24 protein-coding genes are annotated in these 19,324 nt (G+C 59.7%); 11 read left to right on the top strand and 13 right to left on the bottom strand.

Annotated elements, in window-relative coordinates; all coding sequences use genetic code 11:
* The first annotated feature begins 64 nt into the window (after positions 1-64).
* The 3 genes from AB5I78_RS20020 to AB5I78_RS20010 all read left to right on the top strand — a co-directional run bounded on the left by AB5I78_RS20020 (position 65) and on the right by AB5I78_RS20010 (position 3,050).
* Entirely contained in the window at positions 65-1,405 is a 1,341-nt protein-coding gene (locus AB5I78_RS20020; protein ID WP_369301175.1) for an MFS transporter, read from the top strand.
* Positions 1,406-1,519: 114 nt separating this feature from the next.
* Positions 1,520-2,062, top strand: a complete 543-nt coding sequence (locus tag AB5I78_RS20015) for a cysteine hydrolase family protein (protein ID WP_369301174.1) — start codon at positions 1,520-1,522, stop codon at positions 2,060-2,062.
* Between the two features lie 4 nt (positions 2,063-2,066).
* Positions 2,067-3,050: a GlxA family transcriptional regulator gene (locus AB5I78_RS20010; protein WP_369301173.1), complete on the top strand. Its 984-nt coding sequence runs from the start codon at positions 2,067-2,069 to the stop codon at positions 3,048-3,050.
* Here AB5I78_RS20010 and AB5I78_RS20005 read toward each other — a convergent pair.
* Positions 3,021-3,188, bottom strand: coding sequence for a DUF2986 domain-containing protein (locus AB5I78_RS20005; protein ID WP_145158695.1), 168 nt, complete (start codon positions 3,186-3,188; stop codon positions 3,021-3,023). The two genes, AB5I78_RS20010 and AB5I78_RS20005, sit on opposite strands and share 30 nt — an antisense overlap.
* An 81-nt stretch (positions 3,189-3,269) precedes the next feature.
* On the opposite strand from AB5I78_RS20005, the gene AB5I78_RS20000 reads away from it, so the two are divergent.
* Together AB5I78_RS20000 and panB are read left to right on the top strand one after the other, a co-directional pair.
* The gene (locus AB5I78_RS20000; protein ID WP_369301172.1) at positions 3,270-4,226 is read left to right on the top strand and encodes a glycoside hydrolase family 6 protein; all 957 of its coding nucleotides are present in this window, start codon (positions 3,270-3,272) and stop codon (positions 4,224-4,226) included.
* 164 nt (positions 4,227-4,390) lie between these two features.
* A complete protein-coding gene (gene panB, locus AB5I78_RS19995; protein ID WP_369301171.1) occupies positions 4,391-5,206 on the top strand; it encodes a 3-methyl-2-oxobutanoate hydroxymethyltransferase in 816 nt (271 codons plus the stop codon).
* Here panB and AB5I78_RS19990 read toward each other — a convergent pair.
* Entirely contained in the window at positions 5,194-6,582 is a 1,389-nt protein-coding gene (locus tag AB5I78_RS19990) for a PLP-dependent aminotransferase family protein (RefSeq protein WP_369301169.1), read from the bottom strand. The two genes, panB and AB5I78_RS19990, sit on opposite strands and share 13 nt — an antisense overlap.
* A 279-nt stretch (positions 6,583-6,861) precedes the next feature.
* Here AB5I78_RS19990 and AB5I78_RS19985 point away from each other — a divergent pair, with 279 nt between their 5' ends.
* Positions 6,862-7,050: a DUF1737 domain-containing protein gene (locus AB5I78_RS19985; protein ID WP_242195389.1), complete on the top strand. Its 189-nt coding sequence runs from the start codon at positions 6,862-6,864 to the stop codon at positions 7,048-7,050.
* A 14-nt stretch (positions 7,051-7,064) separates the two neighbouring features.
* On the opposite strand, the gene cynR is transcribed toward AB5I78_RS19985, so the two are convergent.
* Entirely contained in the window at positions 7,065-7,949 is an 885-nt protein-coding gene (gene cynR, locus AB5I78_RS19980) for a transcriptional regulator CynR (RefSeq protein ID WP_369301167.1), read from the bottom strand.
* A gap of 111 nt (positions 7,950-8,060) precedes the next feature.
* Between cynR and AB5I78_RS19975 the strand changes: the two genes are divergently transcribed.
* Together AB5I78_RS19975 and cynS are read left to right on the top strand one after the other, a co-directional pair.
* A complete protein-coding gene (locus AB5I78_RS19975; protein WP_145158683.1) occupies positions 8,061-8,684 on the top strand; it encodes a carbonic anhydrase in 624 nt (207 codons plus the stop codon).
* Positions 8,685-8,804: 120 nt separating this feature from the next.
* Positions 8,805-9,275 carry a cyanase gene (cynS, locus tag AB5I78_RS19970; protein WP_369301166.1) on the top strand — a complete coding sequence of 157 codons (471 nt, stop codon included), beginning with the start codon at positions 8,805-8,807 and terminating at the stop codon, positions 9,273-9,275.
* Between the two features lie 75 nt (positions 9,276-9,350).
* On the opposite strand, the gene AB5I78_RS19965 is transcribed toward cynS, so the two are convergent.
* The 3 genes from AB5I78_RS19965 to AB5I78_RS19955 all read right to left on the bottom strand — a co-directional run bounded on the left by AB5I78_RS19965 (position 9,351) and on the right by AB5I78_RS19955 (position 11,252).
* Complete coding sequence (locus tag AB5I78_RS19965; RefSeq protein WP_262207875.1) at positions 9,351-9,686, bottom strand: low molecular weight protein tyrosine phosphatase family protein; 336 nt, start codon at positions 9,684-9,686, stop codon at positions 9,351-9,353.
* A gap of 20 nt (positions 9,687-9,706) precedes the next feature.
* A complete protein-coding gene (locus tag AB5I78_RS19960; RefSeq protein WP_369301165.1) occupies positions 9,707-10,747 on the bottom strand; it encodes an alpha/beta hydrolase family protein in 1,041 nt (346 codons plus the stop codon).
* A 97-nt stretch (positions 10,748-10,844) separates the two neighbouring features.
* Complete coding sequence (locus AB5I78_RS19955) at positions 10,845-11,252, bottom strand: hypothetical protein (protein ID WP_262207871.1); 408 nt, start codon at positions 11,250-11,252, stop codon at positions 10,845-10,847.
* 267 nt (positions 11,253-11,519) lie between these two features.
* Between AB5I78_RS19955 and AB5I78_RS19950 the strand changes: the two genes are divergently transcribed.
* Positions 11,520-11,915 carry a hypothetical protein gene (locus AB5I78_RS19950; RefSeq protein ID WP_145158673.1) on the top strand — a complete coding sequence of 132 codons (396 nt, stop codon included), beginning with the start codon at positions 11,520-11,522 and terminating at the stop codon, positions 11,913-11,915.
* 126 nt (positions 11,916-12,041) lie between these two features.
* On the top strand, positions 12,042-12,356 hold the full coding sequence (locus AB5I78_RS19945; RefSeq protein ID WP_145158671.1) for a hypothetical protein: 315 nt from the start codon (positions 12,042-12,044) through the stop codon (positions 12,354-12,356).
* A gap of 149 nt (positions 12,357-12,505) precedes the next feature.
* On the opposite strand, the gene AB5I78_RS19940 is transcribed toward AB5I78_RS19945, so the two are convergent.
* Together AB5I78_RS19940 and AB5I78_RS19935 are read right to left on the bottom strand one after the other, a co-directional pair.
* Entirely contained in the window at positions 12,506-13,360 is an 855-nt protein-coding gene (locus tag AB5I78_RS19940; protein WP_016704671.1) for an MBL fold metallo-hydrolase, read from the bottom strand.
* On the bottom strand, positions 13,357-13,866 hold the full coding sequence (locus tag AB5I78_RS19935) for a sugar ABC transporter (protein ID WP_145158667.1): 510 nt from the start codon (positions 13,864-13,866) through the stop codon (positions 13,357-13,359). Before AB5I78_RS19935 ends, AB5I78_RS19940 begins: the two co-directional genes overlap by 4 nt.
* A gap of 123 nt (positions 13,867-13,989) precedes the next feature.
* Between AB5I78_RS19935 and AB5I78_RS19930 the strand changes: the two genes are divergently transcribed.
* Positions 13,990-14,871 carry a LysR substrate-binding domain-containing protein gene (locus AB5I78_RS19930; protein ID WP_145158665.1) on the top strand — a complete coding sequence of 294 codons (882 nt, stop codon included), beginning with the start codon at positions 13,990-13,992 and terminating at the stop codon, positions 14,869-14,871.
* Positions 14,872-15,204: 333 nt separating this feature from the next.
* Here the strand turns inward: AB5I78_RS19930 and AB5I78_RS19925 are convergent, their stop codons facing one another.
* From AB5I78_RS19925 to AB5I78_RS19905, 5 genes are all read right to left on the bottom strand, one after another.
* Entirely contained in the window at positions 15,205-15,771 is a 567-nt protein-coding gene (locus AB5I78_RS19925; protein WP_369301163.1) for a hypothetical protein, read from the bottom strand.
* Positions 15,772-15,892: 121 nt separating this feature from the next.
* Positions 15,893-16,312 (bottom strand): DUF6691 family protein, encoded by a 420-nt coding sequence (locus AB5I78_RS19920; protein ID WP_369301162.1) that lies wholly within the window; start codon positions 16,310-16,312, stop codon positions 15,893-15,895.
* 5 nt (positions 16,313-16,317) lie between these two features.
* Positions 16,318-16,752, bottom strand: coding sequence for a YeeE/YedE family protein (locus AB5I78_RS19915; protein ID WP_369301160.1), 435 nt, complete (start codon positions 16,750-16,752; stop codon positions 16,318-16,320).
* Between the two features lie 399 nt (positions 16,753-17,151).
* Complete coding sequence (locus AB5I78_RS19910) at positions 17,152-18,069, bottom strand: bifunctional oligoribonuclease/PAP phosphatase NrnA (protein ID WP_369301158.1); 918 nt, start codon at positions 18,067-18,069, stop codon at positions 17,152-17,154.
* On the bottom strand, positions 18,066-19,262 hold the full coding sequence (locus tag AB5I78_RS19905; protein WP_369301157.1) for a cysteine desulfurase family protein: 1,197 nt from the start codon (positions 19,260-19,262) through the stop codon (positions 18,066-18,068). Before AB5I78_RS19905 ends, AB5I78_RS19910 begins: the two co-directional genes overlap by 4 nt.
* Positions 19,263-19,324 lie beyond the last annotated feature (62 nt).

The following is a 19,324-nucleotide window of genomic DNA, read 5'->3' as shown; positions in this document are numbered from 1 at the left end:
ACTTCTGGGTGGAACTGTCCACCTCAATAACTCAAATGACCCATGGTCAGAGTGGAAGGTGTTTATGTCTCGCGTGATCGCTACTCCCATCCCATCGCCGCGTTTGGGCGAGTTCGACAAGACCGCTGACAGCAGCGCCACCAGGATCGCCAAGCGGGCAGCCATCGCTGCCGCGACGGGCACTGCGGTGGAGTATTACGAGTTCGGTGTGTACGGCTTTATGGCGACGATTATCGCGCCGTTGTTTTTTCCCAGTGATAACGCCGCCGCCGCGCTGCTGGCCACGTTGGCGGTGTTTGGCAGTGCGTTCTTGATCCGGCCGTTGGGCGGCATTCTGCTCGGGCGGCTGGCGGACCGCATCGGTCGGCGCAAAGTATTGCTGAGCACCGTCATCGGAATGGGCACCGCGACCGCGATGATCGGGCTGTTGCCGACGGCGGCCCACGTGGGGATTGCTGCGCCGATCCTGCTGGTACTGATCCGGCTGGCGCAGGGCTTTTTCGCCGGCGGTGAGGTGATCGGCGCTGCGGCCTTTCTGGCCGAGTCTTCACCCAAGGGCCGCCGTGGCTTCTACGGTGCCTTCACGCCGGTGGGTGTTGCGATGGGCGGGTCGATGGCAGCGATCATCTGCGGCATCACCACCGGCCTGGTCGATGCACAGCAGCTGCAGGCCTGGGCCTGGCGTATCCCGTTTTTCCTGGCGATTCCGTTGGTGATCTTCTCGTGCATCATGCGCCACAACGTCGAGGAAACGCCTGAGTTCAAAGCCTTTCTCGCCGTGGAAAAGCCGCCCACCGCGCCGGTCAAGGAGGTGCTCACGCAGAACCTGCCGGCGGTGCTGCGCGTGGTGGTGTTCGCCTTTGCACAGAACGCCGGCTACTACATCGGCCTGGTGTTCATGAACATCTACCTGACCACCTACCTGCATTTCGAGAAGTCCAAGATCTATTGGGTCATCGCCGGCGTCAGCCTGTGCATGGCCGCGCTGATGCCGTTCTGGGGCGGGCTGTCGGATCGCATTGGGCGCAAGAAAGCCCTGGCCATCGGCTTTGTCGGTTATGCGGTGCTGGTCATTCCGATGATGGTGTTGATGAACAACAGCAGCCTGTTCATCGCGGTCCTGGCGTTTTTTGTGGCGACGCTGCCGATGCCGGTGATCCAGTCGGTGGGCTACCCGACCTATGCCGAGCAGTTTCCCACTCGGGTTCGTTACACCGGCATGGCCATCAGCATCAATCTGGGCGCCATCCTGGGCGGCGGGATCACGCCTTACATCGTCACAGCACTGATCGGCTCGACCGGCAATTTGCTGATCCCGGGGTTTTTCATGGCCGGCGCGGCGGTCTGTGCGTTGATTGCCCTGACCACCCTGCGTGAAACCTCGCAAGGTGCTTTGCGCCGCTGACAGTGGATGTCCGAATACGTCCTCAAGTGGTCCGGCACGTGCCTGTTGCTCACCTGCCGCACTGCCTAGTATGGCTTGCATCATTCACTGAACTGCACGCCAACAGGACACCTCATGAACCGCAAAGCCCTTATTGTTATTGATGCCCAGCATTCGTTCCGCCATTCAAGCTACTGGTCCGAAAATGACCTGCCGGGTTACCTGGAAAAGCAGCAGGCCCTCATTGATGGGTGTGTTCAACAGGGCATCCCGGTGATACAAGTCTTCCATGTGGAAGACCAGGGGCATTTTTCGCTGGCCTCGGGCAATGTTCGGGCATTGAGCGAATTGTCGATCAACCCTGACCGGGTCATTCACAAGCGCTTTCACAGCGCGTTCGCCGGCACGCCCTTGGCGGCGTGGCTCACGGAAATGGGAGTGACCACAGTGATCATCAGCGGCATTCGCACCGAACAGTGCTGTGAAACCACCACGCGGCAGGCGTCGGACAGTGGCCTGGGTGTGGATTTTGTCAGCGAAGCGACGTTGACCTTCCCGATGACCCACGCGCGCAGCGGCCGGGTCTATACCGCAGCCGAACTACGCGAGCGTACGGAGCTGGTGCTGGAAGGCCGCTTTGCGCGCATCGTCACGGTCGCCCAGGCATTGGAGGATTGACCCCGTGAGCGTGCCGGTGCTGTTTGTGCTGCTGCCCAACGTGCTGATGCTGGACCTGGCCGGTCCCGCCGAAGTGCTGCGCCTGGCCGCTCAGGTCGAGGACTCGACGGCCGTTGAGTTCGACTTGCAGTACGTCAGCCCGGTTGAAACGCTGCAAACGTCCATCGGCTTGCCGCTGACCGGGTTGGCGCCGCTTCCGCCAACCCTGGCGCCGGGCACGCTGGTGGTATTGGTGGGCTCCACGTCGAAGGTCAGCAAGGCGGGTCTGCAGGCATTTGACTCGGCCAGCAGCGTGCTGACCCAGTGGCTGCAAGCGGTGTTCGCGCCGTCCGGCGAGAAACTGGTCTGCGTCTGTGCGGGCGCGTTGAGCGCCGCCCGCGCCGGGCTGCTGGACGGACGCCAATGCACCACGCACCACGCGCTGTGCGCCGCTTTGCAGTCCATGGCGCCCAAGGCTCGAGTACTGGAAAACCGCTTGTACGTCACCGATGGCAACATCAGTTGCAGCGCTGGCGTCACTGCCGGCATCGACCTGATGCTGCATTGGGTTGCCGAGCTGGCCGGGCCGCGACTGGCCTGCGCGGTTGCGCGGGACATGGTGGTGTACATGCGCCGCAGCGGTGCCGATCCACAGCTGTCGGCCTGGATCGCCGGGCGCAATCACCTGCATCCCGCCGTGCATCGGGTGCAGGACGCCGTCGCCGCAGCCCCGTGTGAGCCGTGGACCGTCACGCGTATGGCCAGCCTGGCTTGCACCAGCAGCCGGCACCTGGCGCGACTGTTTCACGAACACGTCGGCATCAGTCCGCTGGATTATCTGCACACCCTGCGTTTAACCGTGGCGCGTGAATTACTGGTTGAGTCGACCCTGGACATCGAAACCGTCGCCGAGCGCGCGGGCTTTGGTTCGGCGCGGCACCTGCGGCGTATCTGGGGCAAATATGAAGCGGGGACGCCTTCAGCTGGGCGTGTCGGTGGCGGTGGTTGACGCTTGATCGGCCTGCGCTTCGAGTTTGGCGCGGTCGGCTTTGCTGATGTATTTATCTTTGCTCTTGGGGGCCAATTTGGCGCTGGCCTTTTTCGCTTTGGCCTTGAAGAGCTGCTGCAGTTTTTTCTGGCGGTTCATGGTGTGCTACTCAGCGGGTAATTGATCGCATGATATCAGTTTGAGGCAGTACGTCAGGCCCCGGCCTTGTGGAGTCAACATATGCTCAGGTTCATCGTTGGCGTTGCCAGTCTGGTGTTGTTATCGGTGCTACCGGCCGCCCACGCCGGCGACGCCTTCTACATCAATCCCGAATCGAACGCTGCCCAGTGGGTAAAACACAACCCGCAGGCGCCCGACGCGGCAACCATCCGTGTGGCCATTGCCCAGGTGCCGAGTGCCCTGTGGCTGACCGGCAGCAGCCAGGGCAGCGATCAACTTGAGCCGCGTGTGCACCGCTACGTATCCGCCGCCGCCACGGCCCGCGCCACACCGATTCTGGTCGCCTACAACCTGCCGCACCGTGACTGCAGCGGCGGCGCCTCTGCAGGCGGCGCGGCCGATGCGGCAGCGTATCGCGCCTGGATCGACCACCTGATCAACGGCGTTGGCCGCAAACCGGCGATCATCATCCTGGAGCCCGACGCCCTGCCGGACATGCAGTGCCTCAGCCAGTCTCAGCGAGACGAGCGCCTGGCGCTGTTCAACTACGCAGTCTCAGGTTTCAAGCAACGCGCGCCCCAGGCGGATGTGTACCTGGACGCCGGTAACGCGCACTGGAAGCCCGCCTCGCAGATGGCCGATACCCTGCATGCGGCCGGAATAAAAAACGCGCGCGGTTTTGCGCTGAACGTCTCCAATTTCTACACGCTCGATCAATCCCGTGACTACGCCGACCGGATCAACGCCAGGCTCTTTGCCAATCACGCCTACACAAAGGCCGTGGTCGTCGACACCAGCCGCAACGGCAACGGCGCCGTCCGTGGCGACTGGTGCAACCCGCCCGCGCGCAAGCTGGGCATGCTGCCGCACGCCGTCACGCCCAACCTGCTGGCGCTGTGGATCAAGCTGCCGGGCAACTCGGACGGCGCCTCTTCGCCCATCGCCGACTGCCATGGTGGGCCGGCGGCCGGCACGTTCAGCGCGCCGTTGGCGCTGCGGTTGATCGAGGGCCAATAAACCCCTCTGCGTGGACCCGGTGCTGTTGGCGAACGCGCAACGGCCCTCGCCACAACGGAACGTCTTGGCATCTGGGTCGCTTTTCAGCGCCGATCTGTGCATTGAATCACCGGGTGTTTTGCCAATAATCAGGCCGGGTATTCAGCGCAAACGGAAGCCATTTGATGAGCACGCATACCCGCACCCAACGCACCACCGTCCCGCAACTGGTCGCGATGAAAGGCCAGCAGAAAATCGTCTCCCTGACGGCATACTCCAGCACCATCGCCAAGCTGATCGACCCGTTGGTCGACTTCATTCTGGTCGGTGATTCCACGGCCATGGTCGGCTATGGCCGGCCTTCAACCTTGAGCATGCAGCTCGAAGAAATCATCGGCCACACTCGCGCAGTGGTCGATAGCACGCGCCTGGCCTGTGTCATCGCCGACATGCCGTTTGGCAGCTACCAGGAATCCCACGCGCAGGCGTTTCGCAACTGCGCCCAGGTGTTGGCGCGCACCGGCTGCGATGCGGTCAAGCTGGAAGCCAACCAGGCCCTGGCCAGCACGGTTGAGTTTCTGGTGGCGCGCGGCATTCCGGTGATGGCCCATGTGGGGCTGATGCCGCAGTTTGTGAATGTGATGGGCGGCTTCAAGGCGCAGGGCCTCACGATTCAAACCGCTGCGGTGATCGCTGAAGATGCGCGTGCCAACCTGGAGGCGGGCGCTTTCAGCCTGCTGCTGGAAGGCGTGGCTGAAGGTGTGGCCCGGCAGATCACCCAGGACGCGAAAATGCCGACGATCGGCATCGGCGCCTCGCCCGCCTGCGACGGCCAGGTGTTGGTCACCGAAGACGTGCTGGGCCTGAGCGGTGAGCACCTGCCACGTTTCGTCAAACAGTACGCGGATGTCGGCGCGGTGATTCGCGATGCCTGCGAGCGCTTTGCCGATGACGTACGCCACGGGCGATTCCCCGAGGCGCGGCATTGCTACGGGCTTTGACGCATCGCCTGGGCCAACAGATTTACGGCCTGGGCGATATCCTTGCCCCAGTCGAGGGTGTAGCTCAGGCGTAGGTGATGCCGCCAGGCGCCTTGCTGACTGAACAGCTCGCCGGGCGCAATGACGATGCGCTCGGCCTGCAGACGTTCGAATACCTTGCGCATGTCGACGGCGGGCGAGGCCTCAAGCCAGAAACTCGCGCCGCCGTGGGGGCGGTGAACCTGCCACTGATCGTGTTCGCTCAGCAGCGCGCCAAGTTGGGTCATGCGCTTGAGCAGCAGCGCCCGCAGCGCTTTCAAATGTGGGTCGATGCGCTTGGACGTGAACAGTTTGGCGATCGCCTTCTGACGGATAGGCGACAGGCGGAACCCGCGCTTGAGAAACTCTCGCTGCAACTGCGAGCCTTGCCCGCGACTCAGTACGTACCCATAGGGCGCTTCCGAGCCGATGACTTTGTCGAAGGTCGAAAACACCAACAGCTTCTGCGGGTCGGCGAAGTCGCGATAGCGCGCCGCTTGCGGCTCGAAATACAACTCGCCGTAGGTGTCGTTTTCGAACAGCCAGATATCTCGCTCTGCCAACCAGCGGCAAATTTGCTGTTTGTCCCGCGCAGGCACCACGCCCCCCTGGGGAATATTCACCGTCGACGACAGCACCGCCAATCGAATCGGCGCGCGCTGCAATAACCCTTCCAGCGCGGCCAGGTCAAACCGCCCGTGCGCATCCAGGTGCAACTCGATTACCCGGATATTCGCCGCCTGCAGCTGACGCAGGATCGCCCACGAACACGGCGACTCCACCAACGCCACCGTGCCGGCGAGGTCCAGCGCGTTGAGCGCTGCGTCCAACACTGCGTGCAAGTCCGAGCCGATAAACACATGGTCGGCCTGCCAGTAACGGTCGGTGGACTGGGTGTAGCGCTCGGCCAGTGCGGCACGCAATTCGGGCTCGCCGAACGGCAGGTACAGCGGCGCCAGCGAGCGCGGGAGTTGGCGGGTGAGTTCACGCTCGAGCATCAGCAGCGGGTTTTCCAGCGACAGCAGCATCGCCGGGGCATCGCTGCTCAGCGCCAGCATCCCGGGCTGGCGGGCCGTGGCAAACACCTGGTCGAGCAGGCTTGATGTGCCTTCAGTCAATAACGGCGCAGGTAGCGATCGGGTGAAGTAGCCGAATTTGGCTTTGGCGTAGATCCGCCCTTGATCTTCAAGCAGCGCGTAGGCGTACTTGGTGGTCGACACCGACACACCCAGGCGCTCGGCCAGTTGGCGCAGAGACGGCAGTTTGCGTTCGCCGTCTGGCGGGCCGGCGTCGATCAACTCGACCAGGTAGCGGTACACCGCCTGATAGGCGAAAGCGCTGTGTTTAGTTCTATGCATGACTATTCGCGCTACTCGACCAGGTTACACGGGGAATACATCGGGGGCTGGTGCCGGTCCAGTATTACTCAAGGCGATGTGATACGGAACTCAACGGCAGCCCCCATGATCAAGCCGTACACCCTTAACATTCCTGACGAGCGCGCGCTCTCCGCTGTGCTTATCGGATTGGCAGAATTGAGCCGAAGCAGGAAATCATGGATGCTGCTGTCGGTTCGTTCACGGGCTGTACGATGCGTTCGGGCCTGATACTTTCATGTCGACCAGGAAAACCACACCATGCAAACCACGCCGCCCGATGGATTACCTGTTTACCGGCTACTGACGGGCAAGGATGACGCCGCGTTTTGTCACCGCGTCTCTGAAGCCCTTGCGCTGGGTTATCAGTTATATGGCTCGCCAGCGGCCACCTTCAACGGCGAGTACGTCGTGGTGGCTCAGGCCATTGTTTGGGGGCCTGGCAAGTAGGCACGTTTGCCCTGTCAGGTCAGCCCCTCGGCGACGTCCTTGGCCAACGCCAAAAACGCTCGCGCCGCCGCCGGCTGATAATCCCCTTTGCGCTGCATCAACACAGCGGTGCGCTGCAACCGCTGCGGCCCCAGCTCAATCGCCACCAACTGCGGATGCGCCCGTGCAATCGCCGCCGGCAACAGTGTCGACAGCGTGGTCCGGCGTACCACCTCAATCAGCGCGCCAATCACATTGGCTTCCATCACCACGCGTGGGCGAATGCTGTGCGTGCTGCAATAGCGGTCAATCTGCTCGCGGGTGGCGAATTCCTTGCCCAGCAAAATCAGTGATTCGCCATTCAACGCCTCCAGCCCAATTACCCGCTCCTCAGCCCGCGGGTGCTGCTTGCCGACGACCAGCGCAAGGGTTTCGACCAGCAGGGGCGTGGCGTCGATGTCGGGCGCGTGGACCTCATCAAACGCAATCCCCACATCCAGTTCGTCCGCCAGCAGGAGGTTTTCCATGTGTTCCTGGGCGACCTCACGCACGTTCAGCGTGATGTTCGGATAGCGGCCGTGAAAGGCCTCCACCAGCGGCCCCACCAGGTAGGTGGTGAACGTCGGCGTGACGGCAATTCGCAGCGTCCCGCGGCTCAGATCGCCCACGTCATGGATCGCGCGCTTGCCTTGCTGCAGTTCCTGCGCCGCCCGCAGCGCATAGCGCAGGTACACCTCACCGGCGTCGGTCAGGCGCGTCTGGCGGCCGGATCGATCAAACAACTGCGCACCGAGGCTCTCCTCCAACTGCCGCACTTGCTGCGACAGCGCCGGCTGCGAGACATGCAGGGCCGCCGCCGCTTTGGTAAAGCCTTGGTGTTCTGCAACGGCCAAGAAGTACTGGATATGGCGTGCCAGCATGTTTGTACTCATAAGATTATCTAATGTTCTGGATCATATATGAGACTTTTACCTTATTGCACGGGCTCCGTAACCTTTGCTCCATCGCATCGCGATTCAAAGGAGTTACCCATGCAAGACATCATCGACGGTTTCCTGAAATTCCAGCGCAGTGCCTTCCCTGAGCGCGCCGGCTTGTTCAAAGACCTGGCCAACCAGCAGAGCCCACGGGCGCTGTTCATCTCCTGCTCCGACAGCCGCCTGGTGCCCGAGCTGGTCACGCAGCGTGAACCGGGCGAGCTGTTTGTCATCCGCAATGCCGGCAATATCGTGCCGTCTTACGGCCCGGAGCCGGGCGGTGTGTCGGCGTCAGTGGAGTACGCCGTTGCGGCCTTGCAGGTCCGCGACATCGTGATCTGCGGGCATTCCGATTGCGGCGCCATGACCGCCATCGCCACCTGCAAATGCCTGGACCACATGCCCGCCGTGGCCAGCTGGCTGCGCTACGCCGACTCCGGCCGGGTGGTCAACGAGGCTCGCCAGCATGTCGACCAGCCCGCCAAAGTCGCCTCCATGGTCCGCGAAAATGTGATCGCGCAATTGGCCAATATCCAGACGCACCCCTCGGTACGCCTGGCACTCGAAGAGAAGCGCGTGACCCTGCATGGCTGGGTCTACGACATCGAAAGCGGCTGTATCCAGGCCTTCGATAGCCGCACCGGCACCTTTGTGCCGCTGGCCGATTACCCCGCCTGAGACACCGAGGTGTCTGCATCGCAGCGGTGCGGCGATCCGACATACCAGCTCGCACAGTTGAGCGTTGGCGCTTTCCCCATCAGCCGTTTTACCCACAGTTTTAACCACGGAGATAACCCCTTGATCCAGTCACAAATCAGCCAGAACACTCGCCTTGCCCTGACCGACGTCATCCTGCTGGCCAAGGCCCGCAAAGACCTGTCGTTCGCCCAGATCGCCGAAGGCACCGGCCTGCACGAAGCCTTTGTCACCGCCGCCTTGCTCGGCCAACATCCACTGCCGGCCGACGCAGCCCAAACCGTTGCCAACACCCTGGGCCTCGACGCGGACGCCGTGCTGCTGCTGCAAACCATCCCCGTGCGCGGCAGCATCGGCAACGGCGTCCCGACCGACCCGACCATCTACCGCTTCTACGAAATGATTCAGGTCTACGGCACCACGCTCAAGGCACTGGTTCACGAGAAGTTTGGCGACGGCATCATCAGCGCGATCAACTTCAAGCTGGACGTCAAAAAAGTCGAAGACCCGGACGGCGGCTCGCGCGCGGTGATCATCCTGGATGGTAAGTACTTGCCGACTAAACCGTTCTGATCACGCTTCACATGGCCCGGCGCTGCGAGGTGACCGGGCCACGGCTGTTGCATAGGTTGGGCCAGTGCACCACGCCTAGGTGTTGAGATAAGGCGCGACGGTGTCTTCAAGCAGCTCCATCAGTTCAGGGTCCATGTAGCGAAAGTCATCCGGAATATCCAGGCAGTAAAGCGGCTTGTGTTCAAGCAACCGCGCGTAGTCTGCCTGCAGGCGATGCAGGTGTTTACGCTCCATGACGAAGATCACATCTGCCCATCGAATATCCGCGGCGCCGATGGTTTTGCGCGCATTCGGGCTGGTGCCCGCCGAGCGCGCATTGAAGCCGGGGCGACGGCGCCAGATGGCCTCTGCGCTAGGGCTACGCCACTGGTTGCGGCTGCACACGAAGAGCAGATTGATTGGGCTATTCATTGCCTGTCCAAACGTCTTGGTTAAGGGTGAATGGGCCGTGCCAGAAACCCAGTAATCAGCGCCACCACTTGCTGCTGGATCACCGCCCGTGGCCGCGCCCCTTCGCCGTCCCGGCAAATCATGCCATCGCCCGGCGAGCTCTCTTCAATCAATGCCATGCCACCCGGCTTGCAGATCGACATAAAGCTGAAGTGCGTGGCGTCGCTGATCTCCACGTACTGCGTGGAGGGTGTTGGCATGCGCTTGACCATGTCGGCGGATTCCAATTCAGGCGACATGTCCTCGGTTGGCACGCCCCCGGCAATCACCAGCGCCGGCACCGGCAGTGCGGCCAGGCTGGCGCGGGTGAAGCCTCGCGACAGGCCAAGGTCCAGTGACACAACGGCGGTGATGCGTTTGTCGCTCAAGTCAGCGGCCAACTGGGCCTTGCCGGCGGGCGTGGCGGCGGGGTTCATCTGCTGGTAGCCGATGCAGCCGCCCAACTTCGGGTGGTCGGCGCAGTCGCGGTTGAACAGGTCGGGGTCGAAGCGTGCCCCGGCGATTTCCATCACGGTCCAGCCGCCGAGGGAGTGGCCCACCGCAGCAATCCGGTTATGTGCGACGGCGCCAAATTGCTGCGGCTGAGCCAAAACCGCGTCGATAGCGCGGCTCAGGTCGGCCGGGCGCAGCCACAGTTGCGCGGCGGCTCGCGGGCTGCGGTCTTTGGTGGTGGTGCCGGGGTGATTGACCGCGGCCACGATATAACCCTCGTGCGCCAAGGCACTGGCCAGCCACACCTGTTTACCCCAATTGCCGCCGTAGCCGTGGGACAGCACCACCAACGGATGCTCGCCGGCAGCCGGTGGCGCGTCGGGCACGGCGAGGGCGCCGATGAACACCGCGTTGTCGGCGATCAGCTCGGGTTGGGCTGTGGTGGTGGCGGGGTACCAGACCACCAGTTCCAGCGGGCGCTGGTGTGTGGTATCGGGCAGCGTGGCGGTCTTGAAACCCACCGGGCTTTCGGCCGCGAAGGCGGGCGTGGACAGGCACAGCAGCAACAGGGCGCGCAGCGCGGTTTTCATTGTTTTTATCGTCCTTGATTTGGGTGGCGCATCATTACCTGAAATGCCCTCGCAATGCATCCCTTACCGGGCCGCCTGCAATGATTGAAACGCGCTTCTACGGCGCTTCGAAACCCTCGTAATCCAGGGAGATCTCATCGTCTTTCGGGTAGCTGACGTACACCACCACCGCGTCGCTGCTGTCGACCAATGCGTAAGGCCATTTACCGTTGGCCTTGCGCATGTGCTCATACAACGGCAGGAAAAAATCCTTGGTCTGACCGCGCGGGTCGTAGGGCGCTTGCACCTGGAAAATCGGGTAATGGCCGCCGTTGCACAGCTGGATGCGTTCGAGCTGGAAGTTGTTCTTCTCCAGCAACGCGCGGGTGGGATGCTGCCAGGTGGCCAGATTAACGTCCTCGCAGTCGTGGACGGTGGTGGTGTAGAGCGTGGTGTCTTTCAGGGCGGGGAGGGCGTAGGCCAGGCTGGGTAAAAGCGAGAGCAGAAGGGGGAGAAGGCGCGGCATGGCGAGGTTCCGAGAAAGATGGGGTTTGGTTGGAGTGCTTTTACCAGAGTTATAGGTGTGAAGCGTTTGCTATCTGGTCGAGGTGTTTTGGCTTCACGGGGGCTGTTGGCTTATGGTGGTATGCGCTGCGAGATAGGCTGCTCTCGACCCAAAGCTGCCCTTTACGGAGGGGCAGCAATCGGTCAATAGCGTAAAAATAAGCTGCCCGTTATTCCTATGCATAGGACAGAATGTGACCTTCCCTTATACGCTTAGGCCTTGCACACCATGGACGACTCTCGTTTCACACCGGGGCAGGTGGCGTCGCGTTCTAGTAATGCTCAGGTGGATAAGGATGTGAAGCAGTGGTTAGTGGGCCTTCCAAACGCTCAGAGACTCGATTTTCTAAAGCAATTATGGCCACTGAACTTTCGGTACTCACTCAGACTAATCCAAGCAGCACAGCTATCGCGGCAGGAAAACGAATACATGTTCAGGCACTGGCTGCGTGTTGGCCATCACAATACAGCGCAGGAACTCATCAAGCGGTTTGAGCCGGTTCTTGGGGAAAGAAAATTCTGGCAGATTGCTTCACAAGAGACGCTTTCACCGACTATGCGCGAATTCATGAACTACTACGGTCTTGGACGCCTGAACTCACAACACGAAGGTAATCAACCTTGAGCCTTCTATAAAGTCTGTTTTCGGCGCACCCGGATATTGCCGCCATTGGCGACCACTGTTCTGCGCTGGGTTGATTCCTCCTCTTGTGCTACGGCAAAAAGCGACCATTAGCAATCGGGGGAAAAGATGAACGAAGAATTTAGCTATGTCTGGCTATTACCGCTGCTTGAGAAACCTTTCGAAATGGCGGTACTCGATTTGCCAGATGCGGTAAGCGCTCTTAGCAAAAAATATACGCTACCTACTGACATTGCGTTGCAGCCGCTGGTGATCACAGCCTTGACGTCACATTCCGAATATTGGTCGGGACTGGCGCTTAAATGGCTGGAGGATGGCTTTCCTGTAGACATTGCGATGACCGCGCTCCTGGCTCACTGCGCCGAGGACAAAACGCTGTCTCAGTCTCACCGTCAGAGAGCACGCAGGCTTGTTGGCCGGTAAAATCATGGGGCTGAATCCTATGTCTGGCCGCAATCGGCCAAAAGCGGACGTCAGAGTCGTGCAAACAAATGTGCTCCCTTTATCGTTCCTGGCAAGTTTTCAGCCGCGAAGAAAAACTATCGAAAGACAGTTTGCTGCCCGTACTTGACTTACGTTTCGTAAGCAATGGCGTAGGTGCTCCCTGAGCGCTTGATATGAGCAAAGCCGAGCGCTCCTAAGTGCATGCCAGCGACCATCAAGTTATCTGAACTGGCCAAATCCAGCAGTCTCGTTCGCGTGGCCGCCGATAGCAGGGGATCTTGGTCGAAGGCAATCGTGACATCGGGGCGCGCAATCTGAATCTGAGGAAAATGAACAATATCGCCCCATATCAGCAAGCTGCGTGCACCGGACTCAAATCGGTAGCCGCAATGCCCGACGGTATGCCCAGGCAATGGCATCGCGCTGATGCCCGGCAAGACATCATCGGTGGCGAACGGGCGCAGATTTTTCCGGTACCGTTCGAACACCCTTCGTGCAAACAGAAAGTTTCCACGCGCACGTTCACTGGCCTTGCCAAGGTGACCATCGTCCTCCCAGAACGCTAGCTCTCGCTGATGCACAACCAACTCAGCATTACCAAAGGCCATGTCTCCCTCTGCGTTTAACAAGCCACCTACGTGGTCGGGGTGCGCGTGAGTCAACAGAACCGTATCTATGTCGGCAGGCTGCACTCCGGCCAGTGCAAGATGCGTCAGCAACTCGCCGCCCCAGTGATTGAATCCACCGGCGCCGGCGTCGATCAGAATCGTTCGGCCACGCCCACGTACCAGATAGCAATTGATATGGATCGACGCAGGCTCCCTGATTCCGGCGGCTAACTGCAGTCGGGCCGCCTCCGAGGGAGCGATGTTGGCGAGAAAATCCAGGTTCGCTCCCAAGTAGCCGTCGCTGATGGCTGTGATCGAAAACTCACCGACTTGCTGGCTGGGGAGCCTCCAGTTAGGTATTTCTGCCTTATTCATGACTGTAGCTGCTCCGTCATGGCGCGATAGACATTAAGCCCCTGCAGATCGTTGGCTTTGGCCTGAGTGCAATCCAGTTTGGCCAGCCAACGGTGTGCAGGAGACTTGTCCAACGCAAAGGCGTGCAGTGCTACAGGTGTAAGGCCTAGTTCAATCAGTACGTGAGGGCCTTGTTCACTGATCAACAGGAACTCGTCCGCGCCCACGGCAACTGCACGGCCTTCTGCGGCATAGAGGTTGCGTTTCCAATCAGTGATGTGAGAATGCCAGCGAGAAAAATTGCCACCTCCCTTTACGCGGTATTCGTCGCTCTGCAATACAGCGAGCGTCTCAACGGAATGCAAGGCCAAGTAGGCCGGGCAATTGCCGCTCAAGGCTTTGAAACGCTGTGAAGAGCTGAAACCGCTCACCGAAATCAGCGCGGGCAGTTTTTCCAGGGTGTAAAACTCATTCCACTCGGCTTCGCTGTCAGGTTCAGCGTAGTTGCATTCGACTGTGTAAATCATAAAGTCACCACATAGATTGATGTTTCATCATGCTAGTGGTGTGGTAATACCTGATAAAACGAATTTTCGGCACCCATCAGTGACTTAACATCAAGTTGGTTATCTTGACTCAAGGAAAGGACCATGCGTCGAAAGCTACCCAGTAACGCTGCGCTGATTGCCTTTGAGACAGCAGCCCGTCATGGCAGCTTTGCCCGCGCCGCCAATGAGTTGGCGTTAACCGAGGGCGCAATCAGTCGGCAAATAGGTCGCTTGGAAGTCTTTCTGGGAGTCACCCTTTTCGAGCGCGTGGGCAACCGCGTGCGACTCTTGCCTAACGGTGAGCGATACGCGGTGCAAGTTCGCGAACTGCTCGATCGTCTAGACAGGGACAGCCAGTATTTGATGGGCCAGCCCGAGAACGGTGCAAGTCTGGATATCGCCGTCAGCCCGACCTTTGCCTTGCGCTGGCTCATCCCTCGTTTATCTGGCTTTAGCCAGCAACACCCGAATATCTGCGTACACCTCTCGGAACGCATGGAGCCGTTCGTACTTGCTGGTAGTGGTGTTGATGCAGCCATCCATTTTGAGCACCCGGCCTGGACAGGCATGCATACGCATCGCTTGTTGAACGAAGTGTTAATTCCGGTTTGTCATCCTGTCCTACTGAAGCAGGGAAAGCAGGCAACGGCGCTGGATTCACTGCCGCGATTACACCGACGACAGAACCCGGATGCGTGGCAGCGCTATGCCCAGGAAACCGGAATTGTCCTAAGTAACCCAGCGATGGGCGCACGCTACGACTTGCATGCGATGTTGATTGAGGCAGCACTGGCTGGCCTGGGTGTGGCACTCGTACCGCGGATGTACGTGGAGGCGGAGTTGGCGCAGGGCCGGCTGGTTGCCCCATGGCCGCAGAAGGAGAATGTCGCCAAGACGTTTTGCCTCGTGTTACCTGAACCCCTTGAGCTGAGTCGCCCGCCCATCCAGGCATTTGCGCATTGGCTGTTGGAGGAGGCGCAGTGAACCGCCCTGATTTTGTAGATTGAGTGACGGCTTCTGGCCGATTGCTGTCTATCGCGAACGGCTGAAAACGACTCAGAGAAGAATAGGAGAAGAATAGGGTCAGACCACTATTATAAAAGGTGGTCTGACCCCGTTTTTACAAGAAATACTCTGTTGTTTTGGTCGATTCAGATGGAAGGCACATGCTCTACCCGATGAAGAGAACAATAGGGTCAGACCACTATTATAAAACGTGGTCTGACCCCGTTTTTACTCTGTTTTAAACCGCAGGTTTTGAGCTGCTCGGCGGGTGTTTTCACACAGCCTGGTTCATTAGCGGTCAGCCAACGTGTCTCAAAAGGGATCGAGCCGTGCGTCGATGCCAGCCTGCTTGGCCAGCGCGATCAGGTTTTCGACGCAGTCTTGCTCAATGATGCAACCCACATAATCGGCGCCGCCTGTATCCACATGCAGAAAGCGCTTCCCGAACCCGGTCAGCCATTGATCGAAATCGATCAGCACTTGCATCAGTGATGGCGTCTCTTCCAGCTTGTAGGCATAAACCTGGTCAATACCGCTGGCTTCAACCAGTTTCGGTGCCAGGTACTTAAAATCATCGAAGCCGTGTACGTCCACGGCCATGAGAACCAGATTATTGAGTAACTGGCCTTTCTCAGCGTCCAAAAGACCACTGACCAACGCGGTGGCCGGGTCTTCACCCAGGTTGTAATAGCGCGACACCCTTCTCACGAGACGCGCACGTTCCTTGTCAGGCAGCTGCGCCAACAGGGCCTGGGTGAACGTTTTCAGTTGCGCACCGAATGGATAAAGCTCACGCATAATCGCGGCATCGCTCAACCGTGGTTCATCGGGTGGGGGTTGTATGAAGCGATCGCCGAACAATCGACTGAACAAGCCCATCGCCGTTTATTCTCCTTGCTGGGGGAAGCCTCTGGCGCGAAGCTTACCCCAGCGGTTCGATGACGGCGAATAGGGTCAGGGCTGATATCTACCAGTCTATAAAAATCGGGGTCAACCCCTATCAAGACGTGCGCCGGCCTTCCAGGCTGGAAAACACATACATACCCACCAGCATCGCCACTACGAAGATGAGAATTTGCCAGTGCCCGGTAAACAGAATGGCGACCGCTGGCCCAGGGCAGATACCCGCCATTCCCCAGCCAATACCGAACACCACGCTGCCCCCTATCAAGCGCACGTCCAACTCCCGGTTAACAGGTAACTGCATGGGCGCCGCGAGTAAGGACAGCTTGTTCTTGCGTGCCCAACTCATAGGGATAACCGCCACGGCGATGGCCCCGACCATCACCAAGGCGAGTGACGGGTCCCAGGCCCCGGCCACATCGAGAAACGCCAACACCTTGGCGGGGTTGGCCATGCCGCCCAAGAGCAGGCCCAGGCCAAAGATCAGCCCGGCGAGAAATGCGGTCAACTTGAGCATCAGCTTCAAACTCCCAGCACATGGCGGATGAGGTACACCGTTGCAAAGCCGGCGGCCATAAAGCACACAGTCGCCACCAGGGAGCGGGGTGACAATCGAGAGATCCCACACACGCCGTGACCACTGGTACAGCCGGAGCCGTACCGGGTTCCCAAGCCGACGAGCAGGCCCGCCATCACCAAGGCCGGCCACTGTGCCGTGATCTCGATCTGTGGCAACACGCTAAACAGCCCCCACAGCAATGGCGCAATCACCAGGCCAAGAAGAAACAACGCTTTCTCGCTCCAGCCCTCACTGCCAAACCGCATCACGCTTCCCAGCAAGCCGCTGATACCTGCGACTCGGCCATTGGCGAGAACAAACACGCTGACGGACAGCCCGATCAAGGCGCCTGCGCCTAATGAAGTCCAAGGCGTGAAGTTGATCCAATCAATGCTCATTTTGCATTTCCTGCACAGGAGGGTGAGTGAGGGCTGTTGATCAGCGAAGCATCATAACCATCCGTGCGGGTCTGGGTCTGCGCAAATCAGGTTTTGCTGCCGCCCCCATGAAATGGGTGAAGCGCTGCTCCCAGTCCCTCCGTGAACATAATGGGCATTGCCCTGTGCGCCGCCACCGGCATGGACGCACTGCCCACGCCGTAGAACCCTAAGTATCGACCGCGGCCACGCCGATGCTGGAGAGAACGCCCCGCCTTCGGTTGAAGTGCGGGGTATTTGGTTTTGCTCACAGATAGGGTTGAAGTGGCTCACTGGCTTGGCCGGAAGTGGTGTGTCATAGCGGCTACTGTCGCCCATAAGTAGCCCTTCGACGCGACTACAAAACCAGCCGCGGTTTACTCACAACGCAGAGGCGGCCAACCCCAGCTTCAACAGTTCCTTGCGTAGCAGCGCGGGCTCAAGCACCGCCATTGCGGCCTGCCATTCGATTGGCAGCAAATGGCTCAACTTTTGTTGGCTGACCAAGGGCTCAGCCAGAAAGTAGCTTTTGCACTCGCGGATGCTGATGACGTTCAACAGCCAGTCTTCACCCTGCGCCGCCAGCCAGTCACCGATCGCTGCACGATGCGTTCGGATGAGCGCACTGGCATCCCATACCGCCAGCTGCGCGAAAACCTGCGGCAGGTTGCTCTCGGCTTTCAGCCGCTTCACATCAACCGCCAACGCGCCAATCAGGTCTGACTCGACAGTGGCTTGGCACTCGGAGAAATACCGCTCGGGCCAGTCGGCCTCCAGTTTCGCCCGCCCTGCGAGGACTTCATACGCCCGGATATCCGCTTGGGTGGTCAACTGCCCGGTGAAATTCAGGGTATTGTCCAAAATGGCCGTGGCCAGCAGCGCAGCACTTTTTTCGCTGATCAGCGGCAACAGCTCTGCCGCTTCCCAACGCTGAAAAATCAGCGTTGCTGCTGCGCCGATCGGCAGGATGTCTGCCGCAGGTCCGAGCTTCTGCGCCCAATAGTTTTCAAAGCCTGGGTGATGGTCAATGACTTCCACCACCTGTTCAAGCACCACCAGCGGGTCGAAATGGTGGTAGTCGGAGACATCCACCAACACGTACTCATCACCCGCTCCCGGCCGATAATCGTCCAGAGATGATTGCCATCCGAGCACGGTCCTGCAGATGCTGACATTGAGCGGGGCGCTACTGACGGCCCGAGCATCAACGCCCTGGTGATTCAACAGCTCGGCGTACGCAATGCAACAGGCATACGCGTCGATGTCCAGGTACGCCGAGCCTGAGGTCACCACCCTCATGACACGTGGGTCACAGTGTGAGCTGCCGGGACAGTCGAAGACAGCTTCAGCGCTTGGGCGATACCCTCCAGAATCCGCTCATAGGCGAATTGACACTGTGCTTCGTCGATGGAAATGCGCACCGTGGCCCCGGCGATCCGGTCGGGATATCCCAGTTGTGTAACCGTGTTGGACAGGCTCAGTTTCTTGTCCGAGCATGCCGACCCACCGGTGATGTAGATCGACTGCGTGTTCAAGGCCCACTGCAGTTTTTTTGTATTGACTCCTGGCAATGCTACAAAACTCACACAAGGCACACGCGGTGCTTGCTGACCGATCACGACCACTTCGCCCAGCATCGCTTGCAGCGTACGTTCAAATGTCTCCCGGCTCTGTTGTACCGCGACTTTGCCGGTGCCGTAGGTGTGCTGTTTCTCCTGCAACGCGGTTTCAATCGAAAGAATGCCCGGATAGTTCTGAGTACCGCCGCGCAACCCACCTTCCTGGCCGCCGCCAACAATCAATGGCGACAACCCGTAGCGGCTTCTGGCGTACAGAAAACCGGCGCCGGGCAACGCCCCGAACTTGTGTCCTGACGCAATGGCGAAATCAACGCCGGATGCGTGCAGATCCACAGGGATTTTGCCGATGGCCTGGGTCATGTCCGAAAACAGCCAACCACCTCCAGCCTTCACTTGTCGGGCGATGTCTTCGATCGATTGAATCACGCCGGTTTCGTTATGCACGGCCATAACGCAAACCAGGGTCGGACGACCTGCATGGGCACGCAGCAGCTGCTCCAATTGGTCGGTGTCGAGCAGTCCGTTCATTTGATGCCCGATCGCTATGGCTTGCAGGCCTTCCAGGCCGTAGCGGTTTATGTTCTGCAGGGTGCAGGCGTGTTCGATCGCTGAGTACAACACCAAGGGTTGCTCATGCTTGTAGCGTTCGAAAAAACCATGAAACACCTGGGCACAGCCCTCACTGGAGCCGCTGTTGAAAATCAGGCAGTCGGCGTCCACGTTCAAAAGGCTGGCGATGCTGCCACGCGCCCGTTCGACGCGTTCGAGCAACGCAACGCCCAGGGCATGATTGGCATTGGGGTTGGCGCATTGGCGGGTCGAAAACAGCGCCTGAAGCATGTTGCTCACACCCATTGAAACTGGAGCCGACCCACAGACGTCGGCATAAACTGCATCCACAGCAATATCCATATCAAACACTTCCAGGTTTCTTTTTTATGTCATTCAGGATGCTGCTCGCAGGTGCGAACAGA

The organism is Pseudomonas sp. N2-3-1-14 (assembly GCF_041228395.1).
Classification (GTDB): Bacteria; Pseudomonadota; Gammaproteobacteria; order Pseudomonadales; family Pseudomonadaceae; genus Aquipseudomonas.
This window is presented reverse-complemented; position numbering and strand designations above follow the sequence as displayed.